The sequence below is a fragment of the Streptomyces bullii genome (assembly GCF_042657145.1).
GTDB classification, from domain to species: domain Bacteria; phylum Actinomycetota; class Actinomycetes; order Streptomycetales; family Streptomycetaceae; genus Streptomyces; species Streptomyces bullii.
Genome location: NZ_JBHSNY010000007.1, coordinates 176,469 through 196,679 on the forward strand (window position 1 = coordinate 176,469; position 20,211 = coordinate 196,679).

16 protein-coding genes and 1 pseudogene are annotated in these 20,211 nt (G+C 72.5%); 12 read left to right on the forward strand and 5 right to left on the reverse strand.

The window, feature by feature from the left end:
• Positions 1-14: 14 nt before the first annotated feature.
• A pseudogene (locus ACFPZJ_RS21285) lies at positions 15-310 on the reverse strand (Uma2 family endonuclease); the annotation flags it as partial.
• Between the two features lie 141 nt (positions 311-451).
• Between ACFPZJ_RS21285 and thpR the strand changes: the two are divergent.
• Positions 452-1,024 (forward strand): RNA 2',3'-cyclic phosphodiesterase, encoded by a 573-nt coding sequence (thpR, locus tag ACFPZJ_RS21290; RefSeq protein ID WP_381023917.1) that lies wholly within the window; start codon positions 452-454, stop codon positions 1,022-1,024.
• A gap of 135 nt (positions 1,025-1,159) precedes the next feature.
• Here the strand turns inward: thpR and ACFPZJ_RS21295 are convergent, their stop codons facing one another.
• Positions 1,160-2,155: an aldo/keto reductase gene (locus tag ACFPZJ_RS21295; protein ID WP_381023920.1), complete on the reverse strand. Its 996-nt coding sequence runs from the start codon at positions 2,153-2,155 to the stop codon at positions 1,160-1,162.
• A gap of 68 nt (positions 2,156-2,223) precedes the next feature.
• A complete protein-coding gene (locus tag ACFPZJ_RS21300; protein WP_381023923.1) occupies positions 2,224-2,898 on the reverse strand; it encodes a GDSL-type esterase/lipase family protein in 675 nt (224 codons plus the stop codon).
• A gap of 87 nt (positions 2,899-2,985) precedes the next feature.
• Between ACFPZJ_RS21300 and ACFPZJ_RS21305 the strand changes: the two genes are divergently transcribed.
• On the forward strand, positions 2,986-3,957 hold the full coding sequence (locus ACFPZJ_RS21305; protein ID WP_381023926.1) for a WD40 repeat domain-containing protein: 972 nt from the start codon (positions 2,986-2,988) through the stop codon (positions 3,955-3,957).
• On the opposite strand, the gene ACFPZJ_RS21310 is transcribed toward ACFPZJ_RS21305, so the two are convergent.
• Positions 3,954-4,742, reverse strand: coding sequence for a TetR/AcrR family transcriptional regulator (locus ACFPZJ_RS21310; RefSeq protein WP_381023929.1), 789 nt, complete (start codon positions 4,740-4,742; stop codon positions 3,954-3,956). The genes ACFPZJ_RS21305 and ACFPZJ_RS21310 overlap by 4 nt on opposite strands.
• A 119-nt stretch (positions 4,743-4,861) precedes the next feature.
• Between ACFPZJ_RS21310 and ACFPZJ_RS21315 the strand changes: the two genes are divergently transcribed.
• The 3 genes from ACFPZJ_RS21315 to ACFPZJ_RS21325 all read left to right on the forward strand — a co-directional run bounded on the left by ACFPZJ_RS21315 (position 4,862) and on the right by ACFPZJ_RS21325 (position 8,248).
• Complete coding sequence (locus ACFPZJ_RS21315) at positions 4,862-5,821, forward strand: ATP-binding cassette domain-containing protein (protein ID WP_381023932.1); 960 nt, start codon at positions 4,862-4,864, stop codon at positions 5,819-5,821.
• A complete protein-coding gene (locus ACFPZJ_RS21320) occupies positions 5,818-6,630 on the forward strand; it encodes an ABC transporter permease (protein ID WP_381023934.1) in 813 nt (270 codons plus the stop codon). The genes ACFPZJ_RS21315 and ACFPZJ_RS21320 overlap by 4 nt, the downstream gene beginning before the upstream one ends.
• 106 nt (positions 6,631-6,736) lie before the next feature.
• Complete coding sequence (locus ACFPZJ_RS21325; protein WP_381023937.1) at positions 6,737-8,248, forward strand: cellulase family glycosylhydrolase; 1,512 nt, start codon at positions 6,737-6,739, stop codon at positions 8,246-8,248.
• A 55-nt stretch (positions 8,249-8,303) separates the two neighbouring features.
• Here the strand turns inward: ACFPZJ_RS21325 and serC are convergent, their stop codons facing one another.
• The gene (gene serC / locus ACFPZJ_RS21330; RefSeq protein ID WP_381023939.1) at positions 8,304-9,422 is read right to left on the reverse strand and encodes a phosphoserine transaminase; all 1,119 of its coding nucleotides are present in this window, start codon (positions 9,420-9,422) and stop codon (positions 8,304-8,306) included.
• Between the two features lie 461 nt (positions 9,423-9,883).
• Between serC and ACFPZJ_RS21335 the strand changes: the two genes are divergently transcribed.
• The 7 genes from ACFPZJ_RS21335 to ACFPZJ_RS21365 all read left to right on the forward strand — a co-directional run bounded on the left by ACFPZJ_RS21335 (position 9,884) and on the right by ACFPZJ_RS21365 (position 20,205).
• Positions 9,884-10,396, forward strand: a complete 513-nt coding sequence (locus ACFPZJ_RS21335; protein WP_381023942.1) for a DUF2269 family protein — start codon at positions 9,884-9,886, stop codon at positions 10,394-10,396.
• Between the two features lie 96 nt (positions 10,397-10,492).
• Positions 10,493-13,396, forward strand: coding sequence for an FAD-binding and (Fe-S)-binding domain-containing protein (locus ACFPZJ_RS21340; protein ID WP_381023944.1), 2,904 nt, complete (start codon positions 10,493-10,495; stop codon positions 13,394-13,396).
• Positions 13,397-13,496: 100 nt separating this feature from the next.
• Entirely contained in the window at positions 13,497-14,684 is a 1,188-nt protein-coding gene (locus ACFPZJ_RS21345) for a lipid II:glycine glycyltransferase FemX (RefSeq protein ID WP_381023945.1), read from the forward strand.
• A 128-nt stretch (positions 14,685-14,812) separates the two neighbouring features.
• Positions 14,813-15,775, forward strand: coding sequence for an EamA family transporter (locus tag ACFPZJ_RS21350; protein WP_381023948.1), 963 nt, complete (start codon positions 14,813-14,815; stop codon positions 15,773-15,775).
• Positions 15,776-16,127: 352 nt separating this feature from the next.
• Positions 16,128-16,922, forward strand: a complete 795-nt coding sequence (locus ACFPZJ_RS21355; protein WP_381023951.1) for a TIGR03084 family metal-binding protein — start codon at positions 16,128-16,130, stop codon at positions 16,920-16,922.
• 68 nt (positions 16,923-16,990) lie between these two features.
• The gene (locus ACFPZJ_RS21360) at positions 16,991-18,610 is read left to right on the forward strand and encodes an acyclic terpene utilization AtuA family protein (RefSeq protein ID WP_381024635.1); all 1,620 of its coding nucleotides are present in this window, start codon (positions 16,991-16,993) and stop codon (positions 18,608-18,610) included.
• The gene (locus tag ACFPZJ_RS21365) at positions 18,607-20,205 is read left to right on the forward strand and encodes an acyl-CoA carboxylase subunit beta (protein WP_381023955.1); all 1,599 of its coding nucleotides are present in this window, start codon (positions 18,607-18,609) and stop codon (positions 20,203-20,205) included. The genes ACFPZJ_RS21360 and ACFPZJ_RS21365 overlap by 4 nt, the downstream gene beginning before the upstream one ends.
• The last annotated feature ends 6 nt before the right edge of the window (positions 20,206-20,211 follow it).

The following is a 20,211-nucleotide window of genomic DNA, read 5'->3' on the forward strand; positions in this document are numbered from 1 at the left end:
GCCGATCGGCGTGCTCAGTCCCGGGGGAACTCGTCCGTCTTGAGCACGAGACCGACCACCGTGCCGGTCAGATCGATCTCCTCGCCGAAGTCCAGGCTCAGCTCGCCCCGGTGGACGCCGTCCTTCGGCAGGGTGTGCAGATGCCAGGTGCCGGTGTACGGATCCACGATCAGGTACACCGGCACCCCGGCGGCGGCGTAGGCCTTCTTCTTCGGTCCGTAGTCGTTCCTGGCCGTGTCCTTGGAGATCACTCGGCGACGAACTCGACGTCCGCGGGTCGCCAGTGCCCCTTCTCGTCCTTCCGGGCCCCTCGGCCATCTCGATCCTGTCTTCCAGAACAGTCACTGTGGCGCTCCTCCACGCTGCTGCCTGGTCGCATGCAGCAGCGCAGGACATCGATACGCACGGTCAAACGGACACGCCTGGGCACGTGGCGGGGAGACTGACCCTCATGAGACTCTTCGCCGCCGTACTGCCCCCCGAGGACGTCACCCATCAACTCGCCGCTGAGGTCGCCCAGTTGAAGAAACTGCCCGGTGCGGACGCGCTGCGCTGGACCGGCCGGCCCGGGTGGCACTTCACCCTCGCGTTCTACGGGGAGGTCGACGACGAGCTCGTACCCGATCTGTCGGCCCGGCTGGAGCGGGCCGCCCACCGCACCGAGCCGTTCCCGCTGGCGCTGCGTGGCGGCGGCCAGTTCGGGCACGGGCGGGCCCTGTGGGCCGGGGCCGAGGGGGACCTCCACACCATGCGCCTGCTGGCGGACCGCTCCGAGGCGGCGGCCCGCAAGGCCGGGCTCGACATGGGCGAGCACCGCCGCTACAAGGCCCACCTGACGGTGGCGCGCAGCCGGGAGGCGGTCGACGTGCGCGCGTACGTCGACGCCCTGGACGCGTTCGTGAGCCGTACCTGGACGGTGGAGGAGCTGGTGCTGGTGCGCAGCAACCTGCCGAAGTCGGGAGTGGCCGGCGAGCAGCCCCGGTACGAGGCGGTCGCCCGCTGGCCGCTCGGCGCGGCCGGTTAGGCTCGACCCGTGGACCCGAAGACCCGGAACCGGATCATGGCCGGTGCGCTCGTGATGATGTTCGTGGTGGTGGCGGTCGCGGCGGCGCTCGGGAAGTAGAGCACCGCCGCGACCGCCACCCCCGGCGTGCCCGGACTACCAGGCGAAGGCCTCCGGAGAGGGCCCGGGGCCCGGGAAGATGTCCTCCAGCCCGGACAGCAGTTCCTCCGACAGCTCCAGCTCGACCGCGCGCAGGGCGGAGTCGAGCTGCCCGGCCGTGCGCGGACCGACGATCGGGCCGGTGACGCCGGGGCGGGTGAGCAGCCAGGCCAGGGCCACCTCGCCCGGGGCGTGGCCGTGCTTGTCGACCAGATCCTCGTACGACTGGATCCGGGCGCGGACGGCCGGGTCAGCGAGGCTCTCGGCCGCCCGTCCCGAGGTGCGCCGGGCGCCCTCGGCCTCCTTCCTCAGCACGCCGCCGAGCAGGCCGCCGTGCAGTGGCGACCAGGGGATGACCCCGAGCCCGTAGTCCTGCGCGGCCGGTACGACCTCCATCTCCGCGCGGCGCTCGACGAGGTTGTACAGGCACTGCTCGCTGACGAGGCCGATGGTCCCGCCGCGCCGGGCGGCGATCTCGTTGGCCTGGGCGATCTTGTAGCCGGGGAAGTTGCTGGACCCGACGTAGAGGATCTTGCCCTGCTGGACGAGGACGTCGATGGCCTGCCAGATCTCCTCGAACGGGGTGTTCCGGTCGATGTGGTGGAACTGGTAGAGGTCGATGTAGTCGGTCCGCAGCCGCTGGAGCGACGCGTCGACGGCGCGCCGGATGTTGAGGGCGGACAGCTTGTCGTGGTTGGGCCAGACGGTCGCGCCGTCCGGCCCCATGTTGCCGTAGACCTTGGTGGCGAGGACCGTCTTCTCGCGCCGCCCGCCGCCCTGGGCGAACCAGTTCCCGATGATCGTCTCGGTACGGCCCTTGTTCTCGCCCCAGCCGTACACGTTGGCGGTGTCGAAGAAGTTGATGCCCGCGTCCAGCGCCGCGTCCATGATGGCGTGGCTGTCGGCCTCTTCGGTCTGCGGACCGAAGTTCATCGTGCCGAGGACGAGGCGGCTGACCTTGAGTCCGGTGCGTCCGAGCTGCGTGTACTTCATGGTCCACAAGCCAACGTCCTGGAGTGAACTCCAGGCAAGCACCACCGTCGCACGCTCGAGGAGGTGGCTCAGGACTCGTAGGGATCGCCCAGCCCCCAGCCCTGGTGCATCGCCTCCGCGAAGGCCGCCGCGATCTTGTGTTCGCCGCTGGTGTTGGGGTGTGTGCCGTCGTAGGTGTCGGCGTGGATGTCGTACGACGGCGGCGGCGAGGCCAGCAGCAGCGGAGAGCCCGGCTCGTCCAGGTCCGCCGCCGCCTTGGCCAGCAGTTCGTTGAAGCGGGCGACCTCCGCGCCGAAGGCGGGCTCCGTCCGTGCGCGCACGTTCGGGACGACCGGCAGCCACACCATCCGGATCCGGCGGTTCGCCGCCCTCGCCCGGGCGGTGAAGCTCCGTACGTTCTCCGCCGTCTGTTCCGCGTTCGTGTAGAAGCCGAGGTCGATCAGGCCCAGGGAGACCAGGAGGACGTCCGCGCGGCACGACCGCACCGCCTCGCCGATCAGCGGCGCCATGTGCAGCCAGCCCTCGCCCCAGCCGGCCAGGTGGGCGCGCGGGAAGCTGGGGTCGGCGTACGCGTACGAGGTCGGGGCGTCGGCCTGCTTGTCGTAGAGCGTCTCGCGCGGACCGACGAGGGTGAAGGGGCCGCCGTACGAGGCGCACAGGTGCTGCCACAGCCGGTAGCGCCATGTGTGTTCGCCCGCGCTCCCGATCGTCATGGAGTCACCTACGGGCATGAACCTGAGCATCCGCTCATCATCGTGGATCACCGCGGCCGGTGCGATGTGAGACCGGCCACCCCGGTGAAACGCCGGACAGGATGGCAGGCTTGGGGCATGCGCCGACCGCTCGCCTTCCTCGCCGCGGCCCTCCTCGTGGGCGCGTCCGGCGTGCCCGCCGCCTCCGCCGCCGACGGTGACGAGGACTTCACCCTCAAGGATCCGCGCATCACCGAGTCCAGCGGACTGGCCGCCTCGCACCTCCACCGCGGCGTCTACTGGACGCACAACGACCAGGACGACGGCGCCTACCTCTACGCCGTCGACAGCCGCACCGGCGAGACCGTGGCGAGGATCACCCTGACCGGCGTGGGCACCCCGCGCGACGTCGAGGCCGTCGCCATCGGCCCGGACCACCAGATCTACGTCGGCGACATCGGCGACAACGACGGCGTGGTCTGGGATTACGTCTGGGTCTACCGGCTGCCCGAGCCCGAGCAGCTGAAGGACCAGACGATCCGGGCCACGCAGTACGTCGTCAAGTACTCCGACGGGCCGCGCGACGCCGAGTCGCTCGTCGTGCACCCGAAGACCGGGCGCGTCTACATCATCGACAAGAACGAGGAGGGCGGGCACCTGTACGAGGGGCCCGCCCGGCTCTCCCCGTCCGGGACCAACCTCTTCCGGCCCGTCGCCCCGGTCGACCTGTGGGCCACCGACGCCGCCCTCTCGCCCGACGGGCGACAGCTCGCCGTACGCGGCTACTTCGGCGGTGTCTGGTACGCCTGGAACGACGGGAGGATCCAGCGCAAGGGGCGGCTCAGCGTGCCGTTGCAGGCGCAGGGGGAGTCCGTCAGCTACTCCGCCGACGGGACGAGGCTCATGTACGGCAGTGAGGGCACGGGCAGCCCCGTCGAGGCGGAGGACGTGCCCGGAGGCGGCGGCACGTCACCGTCCCGGGGCGGGACCGCGCAGCGCGGTGACGGCACGGGCGAGGACTCCGGTGACCGCCTCAAGGCCGGCGCCCTCGCCGTGGCCGTCGCCTGCGCCGTGCTGCTCGGGCTGCGGAGGATGCGCCGCCGGCACTAGGGAGCCTTGTCTCCTGTCGTCCTGTCTCCCGAGGTCCTGCCGCGCTGTGCGACCAGGACCTCCAGCCCGTCGAGCAGCCGCTGGAGCCCGAACTCGAAGTGGTCGAAGTCGGTGGAGAAGGCGTCCCCGGACAGTGCGGCCAGGGCCGGGAACTTTCCGCTCTCCATGGCCTTCTCCAGGAACGGCGTCTGCTGCTCCCAGAACTCCTGGTGGCTCAGGCCCGTCTCCTTTGCGGCCTCGACGGCGTCGATCTCCATCCGCGCGATGCCGCCGGTGAAACTCTCCACCGTGATGATCACCGAGATCAGCTCGGGGTCGCGCAGCCCCATGTTCTTCAGGGGCACCAGGGCGGCCTCCAGTGAGCGCAGGGAGCTCGGGCCGAGGACCGTGCGGGCCTGGTTGACGCGGAGCAGCCACGGGTGGCGGCGGTAGAGGCCGAGGTAGCCGCGGGCCAGGGAGGTGACCGCGGCCCGCCAGTCGGCCGTCTCCAGCCGGCTCGCCTCCAGGGCCTCGCCCTGCACCCGGTCGAGCATCAGGTCGAGCAGTTCGGCCTTGCCCGGCACGTACCGGTACAGCGACATCGTCCCGGCATCCAGCGCCGTGGACAGGCGCCGCATCGACACCGCCTCCAGGCCGTCGGTGTCGGCGATCGCGACGGCCGCCTCGACGATCCGGTCGAGGCTCAGGCCCGGTTTGGGACCCCGGCTGGGGCGCTCGCCGGCGCCCCACAGCAACTCCAGGCTGACCTTGACGTTGCTGCTGCCGCCGGTCTCCATCCTCGTCATGAACATCAGCGTATCCCTGCTGACGTGGACCTTCGCCCGTCGTCGCACACCACTGGACAAAAACTGAGTACGGCGTACTCTCTTGTGGGTACACCGTACTCAGTTTTTTGGGGGTCGGCATGACCGGATACGCCGTACAGGCCGAAGGTCTGGAGAAGCGCTACGGCGAGAAGCGCGCCCTGGACGGATTCGACCTGGCCGTCCGCACGGGCAGCGTGCACGGGCTGCTCGGACCGAACGGGGCCGGCAAGACCACCGCCGTGCGCATCCTGTCCACGCTCGTACGGCTGGACGGGGGTCGGGCGACGGTGGCCGGGCTCGACGTGGCCCGGCAGCCGCGCGAGGTACGCGCCCGGATCGGGCTGACCGGGCAGTACGCGGCCGTGGACGAGGTGCTCACCGGGCGGCAGAACCTGGAGATGTTCGGCCGGCTGTTCCACCTGGGCGGCAAGCGGGCCAAGCTGCGGGCGGCCGAGCTGCTGGGGCAGTTCGACCTGACGGACGCCGGCGACAAGGGCGTCGCGGGCTACAGCGGTGGTATGCGACGGCGCCTCGACCTGGCCGCCTCGATGATCCTCGCCCCGGCCGTCCTCTTCCTCGACGAGCCGACGACGGGGCTGGATCCGCGCAGCCGGGGCGAAGTGTGGGACTCCGTACGGGCGTTGGTGGCGGGCGGTACGACCGTGCTGCTGACCACGCAGTATCTGGAGGAGGCCGACAAGCTGGCCTCGCGGATCACCGTCATCGACCGGGGGAGGGCCATCGCCGACGACAGCCCCGACGGGCTGAAGAACCGGGTCGGGGGCGACCACATCGAGGTCGTCGTCGCCGAACGGGCCGAGATCCCCCGAGTGGTGAAGGCCGTCGCCCGCGTCGCGGACGGTGAACCCGAGACGGACGAGGGCCGGTTGCGGGTGCACGCCCCGGTGAGCGACCGGGTCGCGGCGCTGACGGACGTGGCCCGGACGCTCCGGGACGAGGGCGTACGGGTGGAGGACATCGGACTGCGCAGGCCGAGCCTCGACGACGTGTTCCTGCGTCTGACCGGACACCGTACGAAGGAGGAGGCCGCCGCATGACCGCCCTGGCTCCCGTGGCCCGCAGTCGCGCGTACTGGCTGCTCGCCGACTGCTGGAACATCGTCCGCCGCGGCCTGACCCACTACCAGCGCCAGCCCGTCAACATCGCCTGGCAGCTGGGCTTCCCGATCCTGTCGGTGCTGCTGTACGGCTATGTCTTCGGCAGCGCGATGCAGGTACCGGGTGGCGGGGACTACCAGGACTTCCTGATGCCGGGCATGTTCGTGATGACGATGGCGTTCGGCTTCATCAACACCGCGACCGTCGTCGTCTACGACTCCACCAAGGGCGTCATCGACCGGTTCCGCTCCATGCCGATGGCGTCGTCGGCCGTGGTCGCCGGGCGCGGGGTCACCGATCTGGTCGTCGCCTGCGCCGAGCTCGCGATCATGATGCTCACCGCGTTCGCCATGGGCTGGCGCCCGGACGGGGGCTGGGGCTTCCTGGCCGCCTTCGGTCTGCTGCTGTGGCTGCGGTTCGCGCTGATCTGGATCGGGATCTGGCTCGGGCTGCTGGTGCCCAATCCGGAGGCCGCGGGCGGCCTGTTCGCGGTCGCCTTCCCGCTGACGATGATCTCCAGCATCTTCGTCGCCCCGCAGCTCATGCCCGACTGGCTGGGCTGGGTGGCGGCCTGGAACCCCATCTCCTCCACGGCGGCGGCCACCCGCGAGCTGTTCGGGACGCCGGTCGGCGGCGGTGACTCGTGGGTCGAGGAGCACGCGATGCTGATGGCCGGGGTGTGGCCGGTCGTCCTGACGGTGCTCTTCCTGCCGCTCGCGGTGCGCAGGTTCCACAGGCTGAGCCGGTGATGCCGTAGTCCTTGACGTGTTCATGTGGCGTGCCTTCCATGGGAGGTGCGGGAGTGGGAGCGCTCCCACTGGTTCCGGCCCGCGCCTCCCGAGAGGAAGCAGCGACATGTTCCGCAGCATGCGAAGAGCGCTGTGCGCGGTGGCCGCCGCGCTCCTGATACCGCTGGCAGGGGTGCAGGCCGCCGACGCGGCGGAGCCGAAGGCCGGCGGCGCCGGCTACTGGCACACCAGCGGCCGCCAGATCCTGGACGCGGCCGGCCAGCCCGTCCGGATCGCCGGCGTCAACTGGTTCGGCTTCGAGACCGCCAACCACGTGGTCCACGGCCTGTGGGCCCGCGACTACAAGAGCATGATCGACCAGATGAAGTCGCTCGGCTACAACACCATCCGGATGCCCTACAGCGACGACATCCTCAAGCCCGGCACCATGCCCGACAGCATCAGCTACGCCAACGGCAGGAACGCCGACCTGCAGGGGCTGACGTCCTTGCAGGTGCTGGACAGGATCGTCGGGTACGCCGGCCAGGCCGGCCTCAAGATCGTCCTGGACCGGCACCGCCCGGACGCGGCGGGCCAGTCGGCGCTCTGGTACACCTCCTCGGTCCCCGAGTCGACGTGGATCACCAACCTGAAGTCGCTGGCCGCCCGCTACCAGGGCAACCCCACCGTCATCGGCATCGACCTGCACAACGAGCCGCACGATCCGGCCTGCTGGGGGTGCGGCGACACGGCACGCGACTGGCGGCTGGCCGCCCAGCGGGCCGGCAACGCCGTGCTGTCCGTCAACCCCGAACTGCTGATCATGGTCGAGGGCGTGCAGTCGTACAACGGCGCCAACGGCTGGTGGGGCGGCAACCTGATGGGCGTCGCCCAGCACCCGGTCCGGCTGGACGTCCCCAACCGGCTCGTCTACTCCGCCCACGACTACGCGACCAGCGTGGCCCAGCAGCCGTGGTTCAGCGACCCGTCCTTCCCGGACAACATGCCCGGGATCTGGGACAAGTACTGGGGCTACGTCTTCAAGCAGAACATCGCGCCGGTCTGGCTGGGCGAGTTCGGTACGACGCTGCAGTCCCCGGTGGACCAGAAGTGGCTGGCGGCCCTGGTGTCCTACCTCCGGTCGACCTCGACGCACGGCGCGGACAGCTTCCACTGGACCTTCTGGTCCTGGAACCCCAACTCCGGTGACACCGGCGGCGTTCTGAAGGACGACTGGCAGACCGTGGACACCGTGAAGGACGGGTACCTGGCGAGCATCAAGGCGCCGGGCTTCCCCGCCGGCGGGGGCGGCGGCACCCCCGACCCGGGCGGTGGCCCGGTTGCGTGCAGTGCCGTCTACACGGTCAGCAGCGACTGGGGCGGCGGCTTCAACGCCGAGGTCAAGGTGACCAACACGGGCGGCACACCGCTGAAGTCCTGGAAGGTCACATGGACCTGGAGCGGGTCGCAGAAGGTCACCAGCATGTGGAACGCGTCCTACACCCAGAGCGGTGCGACCGTCACCGCGGTGAACGCCGCGCACAACGGCAGCCTGCCCGCGGGCGGTTCGGCGACCTTCGGGTTCGGGGGCGCGCCCGGGGGCGGGGGTGTGCCCGGCGTGACCTGTACGGCGGCGTGACGCGCGAGGGGCGCCCGGTGAGCACCGGGCGCCCCTCGACGAGCTCGGGAAGCCGTCACAGCTTCTCGATCACGTAGTCCACGCACTTCGTCAGCGCCTCGATGTCCGCCGGGTCGATCGCCGGGAACATCGCGACGCGCAGCTGGTTGCGGCCGAGCTTGCGGTAGGGCTCGGTGTCGACGATGCCGTTGGCGCGCAGCACCTTGGCGACGGCGGCGGCGTCCACCTCGTCCGTGAAGTCGATCGTGCCGATGACCTGGGAACGCTTGGCCGGGTCGGCGACGAAGGGGGTGGCGAACTTCACGTCCTCGGCCCAGCCGTACAGCGTGCGGGCGGAGGTGGCCGTACGACGGACCGCCCAGTCCAGACCGCCCTGGCCGTTGATCCACTCCAGCTGCTGGTTGAGCAGGAACAGCGTGGCGAGGGCCGGGGTGTTGTACGTCTGGTTCTTGCGGGAGTTGTCGATCGCCGTCGGCAGGGAGAAGAACTCCGGAACGTGGCGGCCGGAGGCGTGGATCCGCTCGGCGCGCTCGATCGCCGCCGGGGAGAACACGCCGATCCACAGGCCGCCGTCGGAGGCGAACGACTTCTGCGGCGCGAAGTAGTAGACGTCGGTCTCCGCGATGTCGACCGGCAGGCCGCCGGCGCCGGAGGTGGCGTCGACCAGGACGAGGGCGCCCTCGTCGGCACCGGCCACCCGCTTGATGGGCATGGCGACACCGGTCGAGGTCTCGTTGTGGGTGAAGGCGTAGACGTCCACGCCCGCCTCGGCCTCGGGCTCCGGGTGCGTGCCCGGGTCGGAGGAGACGACCGTGGGCTCGGCCAGCCAGGGGGCGAGCTTGGCGGCCTTGGCGAACTTGGAGGAGAACTCACCGAAACTGAGGTGCTGCGACCTGTTCTCGATCAGACCGTGGGTCGCGATGTCCCAGAACGCGGTGGAGCCGCCGTTGCCGAGGATCACCTCGTAGCCGTCGGGGAGCTGGAACAGCTCGCGGATGCCCTCGCGCACCTGGCCGACCAGGTTCTTGACGGGGGCCTGACGGTGGGAGGTGCCCATGAGGGACGTACCGGTGGCGGCGAGCGCCTCCAGCGCCTCCGTCCGCACCTTGGAGGGACCCGCGCCGAAACGACCGTCCGCGGGCTTGATGTCAGAGGGAATCTGGATCTCAGCCACGGTGGGAGCGTAGCCGTTCGGGGAAACCCGGGCGAAACGTCGTCCGTCGGGTGAGACGGGGTTCTGGGCGGGGCCGGGGACTGTGCGGCCGGGCCGGCGTCTCGGGCGGGTCGAGGAGAGGGGGCGGCCGGGGGCGTGGCGGGCGGGCTGGCGTCTCGGGCGGGTCGAAGAGAGGGGCGTGGCCGGGGGCGCGGCGGCGGGAGGCGTCGCGGCTGGGAGGCGTGGCGGGCGGGCTGGCGTCTCGGGCGGGCTGGCGTCTCGGGCGGGTCGAAGAGAGGTCGTGGCCGGGGGCTTGGGGGGTGTGCGGCTGGGAGGCGTCGCGGGCGGGCTGGCGTCTCGGGCGGGTCGAAGAGAGGGGCGGTGGGAGGCGTCGCGGCCGGGCCGTGTACGCCGACGCCAGTACGCCGGGTTACTCCCGGCGGCAGACGTCCGGGCCGTCCGTGCCCGGCACGGTGGTGCGTGTGAAACTGAGCCGTACCGCACGCCGGGCCTTCGTCGTCGTCCACGTCGCCGCCTCCGCGAGCTGGCTCGGGCTCACGCTCGGGCTGCTCGCCCTCGGGATCACCGCCACCACCACCGGGGCCGCGGTGACCGTGGAGGCCTCCGTCCGGAACATGAAGCTGTTCGCCGACTGGCTCCTGCTCCCCGTCGCGTTCCTCACCCTCCTCAGCGGCCTGGTGCTGTCCCTGGGCACCCCGTGGGGCCTGGCCAGACACCGCTGGGTGTGCACCAAGTTCTGGCTGACCCTGGCCACGACCACCGCCACGGTGTTCGCGCTGCGCCCCGGGGTGAACACCGCGGTCGCCTCCGTCGCCGCGGGCCGTCCGCTTCCCGACCCCGGCGACGTGCTGTTCGGCCCGGTCGTCTCCCTGTCCGCGTACGTCTTCATGACGGCGATCTCGGTACTGAAGCCCTGGGGGCCGACCTGTCGGGGCCGCCGCTTGCGCGCGTCCGTCCGGGCGGTGGAACGCTGAGCGGGGCGCGGAACCGTACGCAAGGTCAGGTCCAGGTGCAGGTCCGGTTCCGTGGCCCGGGGCGTCACTGTCGGTGGCCGAGTGCATCCTGGACGCATGACGGATCTCTCGGGTCTCCAGGCCGAGCTGCGCGGGGCCGTCCGGGGCGAGGTGGGCTTCGACGTCATGTCCCGGGCGCTGGTCACCATGGACGCGTCCAACTACCGGCGTGTGCCGCTGGGGGTCGTGGCGCCCCGGGACGCCGACGACGTGGCGGCGGTGCTGGAGGTGTGCCGGGAGCGCGGGGTGCCGGTCGTGGCGCGCGGCGGTGGGACCTCGATCGCGGGGCAGGCCACCGGCACGGGCGTGGTGCTGGACTTCACCCGGCACATGAACCGCCTCGTCGCGCTGGACCCGCGGGAGCGGACGGCCGTCGTCCAGCCGGGCCTCGTCCTCGACCGCCTCCAGGAGGCCGCCGCCCCGCACGGGCTGCGCTTCGGCCCGGACCCCTCCACCCACAGCAGGTGCACGCTCGGCGGGATGATCGGCAACAACTCCTGCGGCTCGCACTCGGTGGCGTGGGGGACGACCGCGGACAGCGTCCGGGAGCTGTCGGTGCTCACCGCGCGCGGGCGGCGGCTGCGGCTCGGCCCGGACTGGGCCGGGGCGCCGGAGGGGCTGCGGGAGCTGGTCGAGGGGGAGTTGGCGCTGCTGCGCACCGGTTTCCCGGAGCTGCCCCGCCGTATCTCGGGGTACGCCGTGGACGCCCTGCTGCCCGAGAGGGGCGCCGACGTGGCCCGCTCCTTCTGCGGCTCGGAGGGCACGCTGGGCGTGCTGACGGAGGCGGTCGTACGGCTGGTGGAGGCCCCACGCGCGCGTGCGCTGGCCGTGCTGGCGTACGCCGACGAGAGCGCCGCCGCCGAGGCCGCGGCCGGGCTGCTGCCGTACCGGCCGTTGACGGTGGAGGGCATGGCGGCGGACCTGGTGCCGTCGGCGGCCGGGCTGCCGGGGGGCGGTGCCTGGCTGTTCGTGGAGACCGGCGGGGAGTCGGCCGCCGGGGCACGCGCGCGTGCGGAGGCGATCGTCCGGGCGGCGGACGTCGTGGACGCGCTGGTGATCACCGATCCGGCCGGGCAGCGTGCGCTGTGGCGGATCCGGGAGGACGCGAGCGGTACGGCGACCCGGATGCCGGACGGGTCCGAGGCGTGGCCCGGCTGGGAGGACTGCGCGGTGCCGCCCGCCCGGCTCGGCGCGTACCTGCGGGACTTCCGCGCGCTGCTGGCCGCTCACGGGCTGCGCGGCACGCCGTACGGGCACTTCGGGGACGGCTGCATCCACGTCCGCATCGACTTCGACCTGCTGACCGAGCGGGGCGTCGCCCGCTTCCGGCGCTTCTCCGAGGAGCTGGCCGAGCTGGTGGTGGCGCACGGCGGCTCGCTGTCCGGGGAGCACGGGGACGGGCAGGCGCGGGCCGAGCTGCTGCCGAAGATGTACGGGGCGGAGACGGTCGCCCTGTTCGAGCGCGTCAAGGGCGTCTGGGACCCCGACGACCTGCTCAACCCCGGCATGCTGGTCCGCCCCGCCCCGCTGGACGCCGGCCTGCGCTTCTCGGTCCTGCCCCGCGAGCCGGTCGACGTGGCCTTCGGCTACCCGTCCGACGGCGGAGACTTCGCGGCGGCCGTGCGGCGCTGCGTGGGGGTCGCCAAGTGCCGTACGACGTCGGCGGCGGGCTCGGCCGTGATGTGCCCGTCGTTCCGGGCGACCGGCGCGGAGCAGCACTCCACGCGCGGGCGTGCCCGTCTGCTGCACGAGATGCTGGCGGGCGAACTGGTGACCGACGGCTGGCGCTCGGAGGAGGTGCGGGACGCCCTCGACCTGTGCCTGTCCTGCAAGGGCTGCCGGTCGGACTGCCCGGTCGAGGTCGATATGGCCACGTACAAGGCGGAGTTCCTCCACCACCACTACGCCGGGCGCCGCCGCCCCGCGGCCCACTACACGATGGGGTGGCTGCCGCTCTGGCTCCGCGCGGTGGCCCGTACGCGCACGGCCCGGCTGGTCAACGCCCTCGTTCGGGTCCGGCCGCTGGCGTGGGCGGCGAAACGGCTCGGCGGGATCGCGCCCGAGCGGGAGATCCCGCGGCTGGCGCCGCGGACGTTCAGCCGGTGGTGGGAGGGGCAGCGCGAGGAGACGACCGCCGGGGGCGGCACGCTGGTCGTCCTGTGGCCCGACACGTTCACCGAGCACCTGTCACCGTCCGTGGGGCAGGCGGCCGTACGGGTGCTCAGGGCCGCCGGGCTGCGCGTCGCGCTCCCGCCGACCGTGCACCTGGCGAAACCGCCGGTGGGCGACGGCAGAACGGTCGCCCTCGACCCCCTGTCCCTGCTGCGCGGCCGGGGCCGCGTCTGCTGCGGGCTGACCTACGTCTCGACGGGCCAGCTGGACCGCGCCCGCACGGTCATGCGCCGCACCCTCGACCTCATGGAGCCGGTGCTCGACACGGACACCCCGGTCGTCGTCCTGGAGCCGAGCTGCGCCGCCGCCCTGCGCACCGACGTTCCCGAGCTGCTCCACGACGACCCGCGCGCCGCCCGCCTCGCCGCCCGGGTCCTGACCTTCGCGGAGGCACTGGAACGCCACGCCCCCACCTGGACACCGCCCCGCGTGGACCGCCCGGTGGCCGGCCAGACCCACTGCCACCAGCACGCGGTCCTCGGCGACACCCCCGACCGACGGCTGCGCGCCGCCGCGGGCCTCACCGGTGAGCTGAGCGGCGGCTGCTGCGGCCTCGCGGGCGACTTCGGCTTCGAAAGGGGCCACTTCGAGGTGTCGACGGCCTGCGCGGAGGACCGGCTGCTCCCGTCGATACGCGGCGCGGCGGAGGGAACGATCGTCCTCGCGGACGGCTTCTCCTGCCGGACACAGCTGGAACAGCTGGCCGGGGTGCGGGGGAGACATCTGGCAGAGGTGCTGGCGGAGGCGCTGCCCACGGGGCCGGCCGACGACGGACGCGGACGCCTTTGAGTCGTTCGGGCCACGGGGCGGACGGCGGCGAGTGTCAGAGCCGGGAGACGGCCTGGCGGCTCCTACGCTGACCGGATCAGCCACCCGAAGGAGCCCGCGCATGGCTTTCCGCGTCCAGCCCATCACCCGTGAAGAGCACCTCGCGTTCGTCGCGGACCGCCCCTCCGCCAGCCACATGCAGGTCCCGTCCTGGGGCGAGGTGAAGCCGGACTGGCGGGCGCAGAGCCTGGGATGGTTCGACGCAGGCGCAGGCGCAGGCGCAGGCGCAGGCGCGGGAGAGGACGCAGGCGCGGGTGAGGGTGCGGGCGGGCACGGGCGGCTCGTCGGTGTCGGGCTGGTGCTGTTGCGGCCGCTGCCCGGGCTGAGGCGGTACCTGGCGTATCTGCCCGAGGGGCCGCTGATCGACTGGTTCGCCGACGATATCGACCGCTGGCTGGAGCCGATGCTCGCGCACCTGAAGCGGCAGGGTGCGTTCTCGGTGCGGATGGGTCCGCCCGTCGTGGTGCGCCGGTGGAGCGCCGAGGCGGTGAAGACGGCGATCGCCGACCCGTCCGCGCGGCGACTGGGTGACGTGGAGGCGACGGCGTACGACGAGCGGGCCGCCGGTCTCGCGGACCGCCTGCGGCGGATGGGCTGGCGGCGGACCGAACCCGGCGGGGAGGAGGGCTTCGCCGCCGGACAGCCCCGGTACGTCTTCCAGGTGCCGTTCGCCGGGCGGTCGCTGGAGGACATCCACGCCGGGCTCAACCAGCAGTGGCGGCGCAACATCAAGAAGGCGGAGAACGCCGGGGTGAAGGTGGTCCGCGGCGGCTACGAGGACCTGCCCGCGTTCCACGAGCTGTACACCGAGACGGCCGAACGGGACCGTTTCCTGCCGCGCCCCCTGTCGTACTTCCAGCGCATGTGGACCGCGCTCACCGCCGAGCACCCCGACCGCATGCGGCTCTATCTCGCCCACCACGACGGCGAGGTCCTCGCCGCGGCCACGATGCTGACCGTCGGCGAGCACGTCTGGTACTCGTACGGCGCCTCCACCAGCCGCCGGCGCGAGGTGCAGCCGAGCAACGCGGTGCAGTGGCGCATGATGACCGACGCCCACGAACTCGGTGCCGCCGTCTACGACCTGCGGGGCATCACCGACACGCTGGAGGACTCCAACCACCTGCTCGGACTGCTCCGCTTCAAGGTCGGCACGGGCGGCGAAGCCGTCGAGTACCTCGGCGAGTGGGACTTCCCGCTCAACCGGCTGCTGCACAAGGCGCTGGGGTGGTACATGTCGCGGCGGTGAGTCGGTGACCGGGTGGCAAGGACAGGCCTGTAAAGGGTTCACGCCCCTGTCGAAGTCCATTACTCTGGACCACGCAGTACATGGCGATGAACGAACGTGTACAGAGCACGAGCTCCTTGGAAGGCCCCGTGACCACCCCCAGCTCCGCCACGCCCTCCAGCCCCGCACCGACCCCGGCCGGTCATGCGACCGGGCACCCGCCCGCTCCGGCCGGCGCCCCGCCCCGGCGGGGTTCCCTCGGGCCCGTCGGCCTGGTGCTCGCCGGAGGAGTCTCGGTGCAGTTCGGCGGCGCGCTGGCCGTGAGCCTGATGCCGCGCGCCGGAGCCCTGGGCGTGGTGACGCTGCGGCTGCTGGTGGCCGCGGTCGTGCTGCTCGTGATCTGCCGGCCCCGCCTGCGCGGGCACTCGCGCACCGACTGGGGCACGGTGATCGTCTTCGGTATCACCATGGCCGCGATGAACGGCCTGTTCTACCAGGCCGTCGCCCGCATCCCGCTGGGCCCGGCCGTCACCCTGGAGGTCCTCGGCCCCCTGGCGCTGTCGGTGCTGGCCTCCCGCCGTGCCGTCAACCTCCTGTGGGCCGCGCTCGCCCTCGCCGGCGTGTTCCTCCTCGGCGGCGGAGGCTTCGACCGTCTTGACCCCGCAGGTGCCGCCTTCGCTCTGGGGGCCGGCGCCATGTGGGCGGCCTACATAGTGTTCAGCGCCCGTACGGGCCGCCGCTTCCCGCAGGCCGACGGCCTCGCCCTCGCCATGGCCGCCGCGGCCCTGCTGTTCCTGCCGCTGGGGATCGCGGAGTCGGGGGCGAAGCTCACCGACCCGACGACCCTCGCGCTCGGCGCCGCCGTCGCGCTCCTCTCCTCCGTCCTGCCCTACACCCTGGAACTCCTCGCGCTGCGCCGACTGCCCGCCTCCACCTTCGCCATCCTGATGAGCCTCGAACCGGCCATCGCGGCGACCGCGGGCTTCCTCGTCCTCGCCCAGGCCCTCTCCGCCTCCCAGGCCGCCGCGATCGCCCTGGTCGTCGCGGCGAGCATGGGCGCGGTGCGCACCCAGGTGGGCCGCGGCAAGCCGAAGGGGACGGAAGGCCGGTAACGGCCTGAGGCGGGTGACGGGCGGAGGTGGGTGACGGCGCGGAGGCGGGCGACCGCTCGGACGCCGGTGACGGCCCGGAGGGTGACCGCACCGAGGCGGGGGACCGCCCGAGGCCGTGACTGCCGGGCAGCCGGTTCCGCCCGAAGGCCGGTGACCGCCCGGAGGCCGTTTCCGCCTGCCAGGATCCGGACCGGGCGGACCGGTGAACTTCACCGCAGCCCCACAGTCGACAGCCCCGCCGCACAAATTCATGCAAGCACGCTTGATTGTTTCAGGCGCCGCTGCCATGCTCCTCACCACGCCGCACCACCCCGCACCACCCGCACACCGCCGTGCCCCGAGGGGAGCGCCCGTGTCCGATCCGACGCCCGTGATCGACGATCTGCGCGACGAGAGCGGGGAGCTCGACCGGCTCGTGGCCGGGCTCGACCCGGATCGGTGGACGCTGGCGACGCCCGCGCCCCGCTGGTCCGTGGCCCACCAGATCGCCCACCTCGCCTGGACCGACCGCTCGGCCCTGCTGGCCGTGACCGACGGCGAGGCGTTCCGCGAACTGGTCGAGAAGGCGCTGGCCGCGCCGGAGTCGTTCGTCGACGAGGGCGCGGAGGAGGGGGCCCGGCTGCCACCGGCCGAGCTGCTGGCGCGGTGGCGGGAAGGGCGCCTGGCGCTCGAGAATGCTCTACGGGCCGCCCGACCCGGTGCGCGCTTTCCCTGGTACGGCCCACCCATGTCGGCCGCGTCCATGGCGACGGCCCGCCTCATGGAGACCTGGGCGCACGGTCTGGACGTCGCGGACGCGCTGGGTGTGGTGCGCGCACCCTCCGACCGGCTGCGGCATGTGGCCCGGCTCGGGGTGCGGACCCGGGACTTCGCCTACAGCGCGCACGGGCTCACGCCGCCCGCCGACGCCTTCCGCGTCGAACTCCTCGCGCCCGGCGGCGACCTGTGGACGTACGGCCCTGAGGACGCCCCGCAGCGCGTCACCGGCCCCGCCCTCGACTTCTGCCTCCTGGTCACCCAGCGGATCCACCGGTCGGACACCGCTCTGCGCGCGCACGGCCCCGACGCCGACCGCTGGCTCGATCTCGCCCAGGCCTTCGCGGGGCCGGCCGGTCCCGGACGACCGCCGCAGGGAGCGGCACGGTGACGGCGGCGACCACGACACCCCTGCGCGTCGGCAACGCCTCCGGCTTCTACGGCGACCGCTTCGACGCGATGCGCGAGATGCTCACCGGCGGCGAACTCGACGTCCTCACCGGCGACTACCTCGCCGAACTCACCATGCTCATCCTCGGCCGGGACCGTCTGAAGGACCCCTCCGCCGGGTACGCCCGCACCTTCCTGCGGCAACTGGAGGAGTGCCTGGGGATCGCGCACGAGCGGGGCGTCCGGATCGTCACCAACGCCGGAGGGCTCCACCCCGCCGGACTCGCCGACGCCGTCCGCGCGTTGGCCGGCCGGCTCGGTCTGCCCGTACGGGTCGCGCACGTCGAGGGCGACGACCTCACCGCCCGGTATCCCGGGGCACTGGCCGCCCACGCCTACCTCGGCGGCTTCGGCATCGCGGCCTGTCTGCGGGAGGGCGCCGACGTGGTGGTCACCGGGCGGGTCACCGACGCGGCCCTGGTCACCGGGCCCGCCGCCGCCCACTTCGGGTGGGGGCCGACGGACCACGACCGGCTCGCGGGCGCGGTCGTCGCCGGGCACGTCCTGGAGTGCGGGACGCAGGCCACCGGCGGCAACTACGCCTTCTTCGACGACGGCGACGTACGGCACCCCGGTTTCCCGCTCGCCGAGCTCCACGAGGACGGCGGCAGCGTCATCACCAAGCACCCCGGCACCGGCGGTTTCGCCGACACCGGCACGGTCACCGCCCAGCTGCTGTACGAGACGGCCGGCGCCCGGTACGCCGGACCCGACGTCACCGCCCGGCTGGACACCGTACGGATCCGCCGGGAGGGGCCCGACCGGGTGCGGGTGGAAGGGGTACGGGGAGAGGCCCCGCCCCCGGCGCTGAAGGTCGGGCTCAACCGGCTCGGCGGCTTCCGCAACGAGGTCGTCTTCGTCCTCACCGGGCTCGACGTGGAGCGCAAGGCCGCCCTCGTGCGCGAGCAGATGCGGGACGCGCTGGCCAAGTCGCCGCCCGCCGAGGTGCGGTGGGACCTGGTGCGCACCGACCGGCCCGACGCCGGCACCGAGGAGACCGCGAGCGCGCTGCTGCGGCTCGTCGTACGGGACCCGGACCAGCAGGTCGTCGGCCGGGCGCTGAGCGGGGCCGCCGTGGAGCTGGCGCTGGGCTCCTACCCCGGATTCCATGTGCTGGCGCCCCCGGGAAAGGGCACACCCTATGGGGTCTTCGAGGATGTATACGTCCCCCATGGTGCCGTCGACCATGTGGCCGTTCTCCACGACGGGCGCCGTGTCCCTGTGGAACCGGCCCGGCAGACCGCCGTACTGAAGGACGTCCCCGAGCCGCCGCTGCCCGAGCCGCTGCCGCCCGGGCCGGTCAGACGCGCCCCGCTCGGGCTGGTCGCCGGCGCCCGCAGCGGGGACAAGGGCTCCCACGCCAACGTCGGAGTGTGGGCCCGGACCGACGACGCCTGGCGGTGGCTCGCGCACGAGCTCACGGCCGAGCGGTTCCGGCAGTTGATCCCCGAGAGCCGCGAACTGCCCGTCGTCCGGCACGTGCTGCCGAACCTGCGCGCCCTGAACTTCGTCGTCGAGGGGATCCTCGGCCAGGGAGTCGCCGCCCAGCACCGCTTCGACCCGCAGGCCAAGGCCCTCGGCGAATGGCTGCGCTCCCGCCACCTGGACATCCCGGAGGCCCTGCTGTGACCGTCCTGACCTCGGCCCTGGACACGAGCGGCCCCGAGTACCGGGCCAACCGCGAGGCCATGCTCGTCAAGCTGGAGGAGCTGGCCGCCGAGCACGCCAAGGCCCTCGCGGGCGGCGGCGAGAAGTACGTCGCACGGCACCGGGCCCGCGGCAAACTCCTCGCCCGGGAGCGCATCGAGCTGCTCCTCGACCCCGACACCCCGTTCCTGGAGCTGTCCCCGCTGGCGGCCTGGGGCAGCGACCACACCGTCGGCGCCTCCCTGGTCACCGGCATCGGCGTCGTGGAGGGCGTCGAGTGCCTCATCACCGCCAACGACCCGACCGTGCGCGGCGGAGCGAGCAACCCCTGGAGCCTGCGGAAGGCTTTGCGCGCGAACGACATCGCCCTCGCCAACCGGCTGCCCTGCGTCAGCCTGGTGGAGTCGGGTGGCGCCGACCTGCCGTCGCAGAAGGAGATCTTCATCCCCGGGGGCGCCATCTTCCGCGACCTCACCCGGCTCTCCGCGGCCGGCATCCCGACGATCGCCGTCGTCTTCGGCAACTCCACCGCCGGGGGCGCGTACGTCCCCGGCATGTCCGACCACGTGATCATGGTCAAGGAGCGGGCGAAGGTGTTCCTCGGCGGGCCACCGCTGGTGAAGATGGCCACCGGGGAGGAGAGCGACGACGAGTCCCTAGGCGGAGCCGAGATGCACGCGCGCGTGTCGGGCCTCGCGGACCACTTCGCCGTCGACGAGCACGACGCGCTCAGGCAGGCGCGGCGCGTCGTGGCCCGGCTCAACCACCGCAAGGCGTCCGGCGATCCGGGCCCCGCCGAGCCGCCCAAGTACGACGAGGACGAGCTCCTCGGCATCGTCCCCGGCGACCTGAAAACCCCCTTCGACCCGCGGGAGGTCATCGCCCGGATCGTCGACGCCTCCGACTTCGACGAGTTCAAGCCGCTGTACGGCACCAGCCTGGTGACCGGCTGGGCGGCGCTGCACGGCTATCCCGTCGGGGTGCTGGCGAACGCCCGGGGGGTGCTGTTCAGCGCGGAGGCGCAGAAGGCCGCCCAGTTCATCCAGCTCGCCAACCAGCGCGACATCCCGCTGCTGTTCCTGCACAACACCACCGGCTACATGGTCGGCAAGGAGTACGAGCAGGGCGGCATCATCAAGCACGGCGCGATGATGATCAACGCGGTCAGCAACTCGACGGTGCCCCACCTGTCCGTCCTCATGGGGGCGTCGTACGGCGCCGGGCACTACGGCATGTGCGGCCGGGCCTACGGCCCGCGGTTCCTGTTCGCCTGGCCCAGCGCGAAGTCGGCCGTCATGGGTCCGCAGCAGCTCGCCGGTGTGCTGTCGATCGTCGCCCGGCAGTCGGCCGCCGCGAAGGGGCAGCCCTACGACGAGGAGGCGGACGCGGCGCTGCGCGCCATGGTGGAGCAGCAGATCGAGTCCGAGTCGCTGCCGATGTTCCTGTCCGGGCGGCTGTACGACGACGGCGTCATCGACCCGCGCGACACCCGCACCGTCCTCGGCCTGTGCCTGTCCGCCATCCACACCGCGCCCTACGAGGGCGCGCGCGGCGGCTTCGGCGTCTTCCGGATGTGAGGGACC